Origin of the sequence: Gaetbulibacter sp. NE (assembly GCF_025548475.1) — a bacterium.
In the GTDB taxonomy this organism is placed as follows: Bacteria; Bacteroidota; Bacteroidia; order Flavobacteriales; family Flavobacteriaceae; genus Gaetbulibacter_B; species Gaetbulibacter_B jejuensis.
Genome location: NZ_JAOQHY010000016.1, coordinates 41,264 through 47,753 on the forward strand (window position 1 = coordinate 41,264; position 6,490 = coordinate 47,753).

At 31.1% G+C, this 6,490-nt stretch carries 6 protein-coding genes; 2 read left to right on the plus strand and 4 right to left on the minus strand.

Annotated elements, in window-relative coordinates:
* Positions 1-325: 325 nt before the first annotated feature.
* Complete coding sequence (locus OD803_RS14035) at positions 326-739, minus strand: hypothetical protein (RefSeq protein ID WP_262733971.1); 414 nt, start codon at positions 737-739, stop codon at positions 326-328.
* A gap of 82 nt (positions 740-821) precedes the next feature.
* Between OD803_RS14035 and pdxH the strand changes: the two genes are divergently transcribed.
* Both pdxH and OD803_RS14045 read left to right on the plus strand, forming a co-directional pair.
* Positions 822-1,469 (plus strand): pyridoxamine 5'-phosphate oxidase, encoded by a 648-nt coding sequence (gene pdxH / locus OD803_RS14040; RefSeq protein WP_262733972.1) that lies wholly within the window; start codon positions 822-824, stop codon positions 1,467-1,469.
* A 204-nt stretch (positions 1,470-1,673) separates the two neighbouring features.
* The gene (locus OD803_RS14045) at positions 1,674-2,168 is read left to right on the plus strand and encodes a CAP domain-containing protein (protein ID WP_129760789.1); all 495 of its coding nucleotides are present in this window, start codon (positions 1,674-1,676) and stop codon (positions 2,166-2,168) included.
* A 569-nt stretch (positions 2,169-2,737) separates the two neighbouring features.
* Here the strand turns inward: OD803_RS14045 and OD803_RS14050 are convergent.
* The 3 genes from OD803_RS14050 to OD803_RS14060 form a co-directional block, all read right to left on the minus strand.
* Positions 2,738-4,648, minus strand: coding sequence for an OmpA family protein (locus OD803_RS14050; RefSeq protein ID WP_262733974.1), 1,911 nt, complete (start codon positions 4,646-4,648; stop codon positions 2,738-2,740).
* A gap of 11 nt (positions 4,649-4,659) precedes the next feature.
* A complete protein-coding gene (locus OD803_RS14055) occupies positions 4,660-5,595 on the minus strand; it encodes a PorP/SprF family type IX secretion system membrane protein (protein WP_129760791.1) in 936 nt (311 codons plus the stop codon).
* Positions 5,596-5,608: 13 nt separating this feature from the next.
* Positions 5,609-6,490 (minus strand): gliding motility-associated C-terminal domain-containing protein (locus OD803_RS14060; RefSeq protein WP_262733975.1); only part of this gene is annotated, 882 nt, incomplete at its 5' end.

Sequence of the window (6,490 nt, forward strand, 5' to 3'; positions counted from 1 at the left end):
ATTTATTATATTTTGCTTATATAAGCGTGCGGTATAATCAGTTAAAATCTGATTAAGTGAATAGAAAAAAGTAGAGTAAAGAATAATGGTTTTACTGCTTTGAGTAGTTTTTACTGTACATAAAGAGTAAAATTTAAACCTAAAAAAAAGTAGCTTGAGATTCACAATCTTCAAGTTGTTCTTGAAATAATTAGGCGTAACAATTCCCTTACAATATTTTACTATGGTTCTAAAACAATCCATTGCTAATTGCTAAAAATTAAATAATAAGGTAAGGGGATATTATTTAACTAATATACACTTTTTTTAGAGTAAAAGCAAGATATTAATTAAACTCTTTTAGGTTTTTAATCCAAATTATAGCTTCATCTAAAGAGCCGCAACGCTTTATACTCATCTCTGAAAATCGCTTTTCAATAGAGGCGTTTATGTAATTAAGTTCAGTATAAGATACCATAGCACTAGCAACAATAAAACCATAATCTCTTTGAAATCTAATCCACAATTGTGGTTCAATAGAGTAGGGGTTTACTCTGTTTGAAATATATCCAATTTTAAGATTTGACCCATAGTAATCTATTAATGCAGCAATAACCTGTTGAATTTTGTCCCAGTCAAAATGGACGCCTTCATTTATTTCAGAGATTATAAACTTGTCAAAAAGATAAAAATTACCAAATGAAAACTCTACTTTTGAGTGTTTAAGAAGGTTAAAATATTTGCTATTTTCAAATGTCATGGGACTAAAATAATTCTTAAATTTATATGAATTACTTTATTCAAAAAAATAAAATCTAATCAAAAAAGCATATTAAAATCTAATGAGTACAGACTTAAGTAATTACAGAAAATCTTATGAAAAACATGAGCTTTTATTAAAAGATGCTCCTGCAAACCCTCTAGAGTTGTTTAAAAGATGGTTTCATGAAATAGATGCTTCTTTTCCAGAAATTGAAGCTAATGCAATGACGTTATCTACAATAAGTTTAGATGGTTTCCCTAAAAGTAGAATTGTGCTGTTAAAGGAGTTTAATACTGATGGTTTTGTGTTTTATTCTAATTATAATAGTGACAAAGGACAAGCCATAATAGCGAATCCTAATGTTTGTCTTTCCTTTTTTTGGCATTCAGCTGAACGACAAGTTATAATTAAAGGTATTGCTGAAAAAGTTGATGCTGCTACTAGTGACGACTATTTTTCAACACGTCCAAGAGGAAGTCAACTAGGAGCATGGGCTTCTAACCAAAGCGAAATTATTGCCGATAGGGATGTATTGAATAACAAGTTAAAAGAATTAGAGCTTCAATATAAAGACAAAGATATACCTAGACCTAATCATTGGGGCGGATTTTTAATTAAGCCTACAGAAATTGAGTTTTGGCAAGGGAGACCTAATAGACTTCATGATAGAATTGAATATAAATTGAATTCAGATTCTAGTTGGACAATTAACCGACTTGCGCCTTAATTATTTTTTTCAGCTTTTACAAAACGATAAAGTGTAAAATTTTATCGATAAAAAGTAAGAATATTCCTTAATTTTATGCATTTCATCGATTATTGACATTTAAAATCGATGAAATGCATGTTTTTTATCGATTTTAACATTTTATTAACAGTCTACTACGTATAGTCTTCTAATTTTACTACACCAAATCTAAATAACCCTCTTATGAAGACTAAATTTTACCTACCTGTTATGGTATTGTTTGCAATGTTAAGCTTCTCTTGTTCTACTGAAGAATTCCCTGAAAATGAAGCAAATAATATAACATTACAAAACGCACCAGCTGCAAAAACTATTGAAATAGAAATTTTAGAGCTTATCAATGCGCACAGAATAGAATTAGGCTTAAATCCATTGAACAATTTAAACATTATTAAGTCTGTTGCCTATTCGCATACTGACTACATGGTTAGTGTTAATCAAGTAAATCATGACAATTTTTTCCAAAGAAAAAGTAGTTTAGAGCAACACGCATCAGCAACTAAAGTATCTGAAAACGTTGCTTATGCTTTTAGCTCAGCGCAATCAGTTGTAAATGCATGGATTAACAGTGAAGGTCATAGAGCAAATATTGAAGGAGACTTTACAGACTTTGATATTTCTGCCGAACAAAATGAAGAAGGTAAATGGTATTATACCAACATTTTTATAAAACGTTAATAGATTAATTATTAGTTAATGAATTAAGACCACTTTTTAGTGGTCTTTTTTATTTAAAGGTTTTATTTATTTAATTCATGGTCATTAATGTAAATACAGGAATTGCATTTGTTGTACTGTTATAAATCATGCAGCTAAACCATTTACTATTTCTAGCTTAACCATGGTATAATTCAAACTACAAATAAGTAGTTTTATTAGCTCTGATAAATTAAAGTATGTAATTATTAAAAGGACTTTAAATTTGAGTACATTGTCTATGAGTTATACTCACTTTAGTCCATTAACCTAACGGAAACGAGAAAAGAAATCACAAATGTTTGGAGCAGTAGGATATTTTATTAATGCTAGAAGAGAAGAAGCATACTTAATTATTAGAAGAACAATTAATATTAAAGTTTGAAATGGATTATTCAACTACCGTAACAAAAAATGATTCTAGGTTGTTAAAAGGCTTAGTTTTTAATAGTTCAAAATTACAATGGTTAGGCAATAATTGACTTAACTATGATGTATAAAAAAACAGGCTATTATTAGCCTGTTTTTTTGTTCTTATAATTAAGTGCTGTTTAGTTTTTTAAGATATAGAAGTGAGATCTTCTGTTAAGTTGATGCTCTTCAGGAGTACATTTTACACCATTTGAACACTTGTTTAACAATTGTGTTTCACCATAACCAATAGCACTTTCAATTCTTTCAGGAGCTATACCTCTTGATAATAAATATTCATGAGTTGATTTAGCTCTTCTGTCTGATAGTTTTAAGTTATATCTATCACTACCTCTACTATCAGTATGCGACTCAATTTTAATAACCATATTTGGGTGGTCTCTCATTACACTTACTATATTTTCAAGTTCGTAAGCAGCATCAGGTCTTATATTCCATTTGTCAAAATCAAAGAAAATAGGGTTGATAACTATTTCATTATTTATAATTAACGGAATTAAATCTAGGTCTAATGTGTTTTCTTCATTATTAACTTCACCAGTCATAATTTGTTTATGATTGTCTTTATAATCTGGTTTGGTAGCTAATACAGTATATTCAGTATGACATTTTACCTTAAATGAATATGCTCCATTTTCATCAGCAGTAACTTCGTTTAAGATTTTACCTTCTTTGTTGATTAATTTAACGGCAGCCATTGCAATAGGTTTTTGAGTTAAACTGTCTCTAATGGTTCCTTTAATTATTTGAGAACAACCAATAAATCCATAAATATCATCACTACCAGCTCCATCAGGTCTGTTTGATGAAAAATAACCAATTTGAGTGTCAGAATCTATAATAAAACCAAAGTCGTCGTAACTTGTGTTAAAAGGAGCACCTAAGTTTTCTACTTCAGCATTTTCACCTTTTAATATATTTGATTTAAAAATATCCAGGAATCCTAAGTTTATATTACTATCAGAAGAAAAATATAATGTATTATCCTTGGCAACAAAAGGGAACATTTCTTTACCATCTGTATTAATTTCTGGTCCTAAATTTTCAGGAGTTCCATATTTATTATCTCCAAGTATTGCAACTTTATAGATGTCTGTCGATCCATAACCACCATCACGATCAGAAACAAAAAATAATGTACTATCATCAGGACTTAAAGCAGGATGACCAGTAGAGTAGTAGGTGTCGTTAATAGGAAGTTCAACTACATCTTGCCACATGCTATCTACTAAAGAAGCTTTATAAATCTTTAAATGTGATGTTCCTTCTTTGTCAGTTTTTAACTTGTTTCTTTTATTTACATTGTCTCTAGTAAAGTACATTGTTTTTCCATCACTAGTAATAACTGCATTTGCTTCATGGAACTCAGTATTTATTTTTGGTCCATTGATTTTGTTTACCTTTTCATAAGTGTTTACACCATCTTTTTCAGTAACCTCTACTTCATAAAGGTCTAAAAATGGTTCACCATTCCAATCGTAAATTTTGTCTTTTCCATCTCTTGAAGAAGAGAAAATTAACTTACCATCTTTTTCAAACGCACCAAAATCGGCAAACTTGGTGTTAATTGGTAATGTGTTGATAGTAACATAAATTTCATCAGTAGATGATAGTTTTTCGTAAAGTTCAAGGTTATCATACTCTAATCCTGCAATTCTGTCGTCATCAGGATTTTCTGCTTTATATTTTTCTAACCAAATGATAGCTTCTTCATAATTACCTAAACCTCTAAGCGCTTGTGAGTACTTGTAAAAATATTCAGGATCAATTTTATTTTCATGTAATCTTACAGCTTCAGCATACCATTTTGCTGACCCTTCAGAATCTGAATTATTGTAATAACAATCACCTAATCTAGTTAATACATATTCGCTACTATCACCTTTTTTTACAGCTTCTTCATAAAATTCAGTAGCCTTTTGATAAGCGAAGTTTTTAAAGAACTTGTCAGCTACTTTTACTTGCTGTTTTTGAGCAACCATAAAAGTACTACTAAGTGCAACTATTAATAATATTATTCTTGCTTTCATAATCTGTTTTTTTAGAAGTATCTAGGTGATTTAACACGTTGTGTCTTGAAAATTTCAAACATAAGTAAAACTTCATGAGTTCCACTTGTATAAGGTCTAATATCTGAAATAGGATACTCATAAGCATAACCTATTCTCAATTGTTTTGAAACCTGAAAATCGGCAATACCACCAATAGCAGCAGCAGACTCATTCATTCTATAAGCAGCTCCTAACCATAGTTTTTCATTAAATAAGAAGTTAGCTGTTATATCAAATGATAAAGGAGCTCCATTTGTAGCTTTTAGCATTGTGGCTGGTTTGAATTTTGTGGTTTCGCTTAAATCGAATACATATCCACCAGTAAAATAATAACTAACACGTTCTAATGATACATAGTCAATATTTCCTTGGCTTCCTTTGTTGTAATCAGTATTTAAAATTCTAGGAGCAGAGAGGCCTATATACCATTTGTTTGAATGCCAATAAACACCAGTACCAATATTAGGACTCCATCTATTAGATACATCATTAAAGAAAGGGTCATTTACTACCGAAGGGTCATTAAGTAAAGCCTGGTCTAAGTTATAATGAGTAAATCCAGCTTTAAGACCAAAGGCAAGTTTGGTGTTTTCTCCAGTTTGAATAGTATACGAAAAGTCACCATACAAGTAAGAGAAATTTTCATAACCTAACTCATCGTTAATAAACGACAATCCTAAACCAATTTTCTCGTTTCTAAGTGGTGTATGAATAGACAAGGTTTGTGTAGTTGGTCCACCTTCAAGACCAACCCATTGGCTCCTGTGCAATCCAACAATACTTAATGTTTCTCTACTACCAGCATAAGCTGGGTTTATCGAGATAGTATTATACATATACTGTGTAAACTGAGGTAGCTGTTGGGCAACACTTGTCCAGCAATTGAACAGTATAAAAACGATTATGTTAAACTTTAATAATTTCATAATAGGTTAAAATTTATTTGGTTCCTATGTAGATTGGACCTGTAAAAGGTTTTAGCTGCAGTCCATTACTACCTTTGATGTTTATTATATAATAATACGTTCCTGAAGGTACTTTATCAGATCTTCCTATTGAAGCTTTTGAAGCTGTACCATTCCAATCATTTTGATAATTGAAGTTTTCATAGATTTTTGCTCCCCAACGGTTGAATATTTGTAGTTCAATTGTGAACCCACAATCCTCAACACCAGTGATTGTAAAGAACTCATTCCATTGGTCACCATTAGGAGTAACAGCTTTAGAAATCACAACATCTTCAGCTCCACATGGTAGTACAATACAATCATCATGAACTGTTATCATTACTTCAACAGTGCTTGGACATGGTCCGTTTGCTACAGTGTAAGTAAAGATGTAATCACCTAGTTCAACTGTTGCAGGGTCAAAGATGCTTCCGTCTAACGTAGCGTTACCAGAAACAACTTCCCAAACACCATCACTGTCATAATCTCCACTTAATAAATCAAATAAGTCAATAGCTAGATCATCTATACAAAGTTCGGTATCATATCCTGCGAATGTACTCTCAACATTTACATTTACTATTTGTGTGTAGATGGCTTCGTTACCACATTCGTCAGTAACAGTCCAGCTTCTAGTGATTGAATAATCTTCTAAACCATCATTTGAATCATTTGATTCGTTAAACTCAACAGTTATGTCAGAAGAACAAGCGTCTTCAAATACTAATTCTGGTACTTCAGGAATATCTGAACAACTAACATCTATAGTGGTTTCAAAGTCTCCAACAATAACAGGAGCAGTAGTATCTACCACATTAATAGTTTGAACAAGTGTAGCAGTATTACCACAATCATCAGTTACTGACCAAGTACG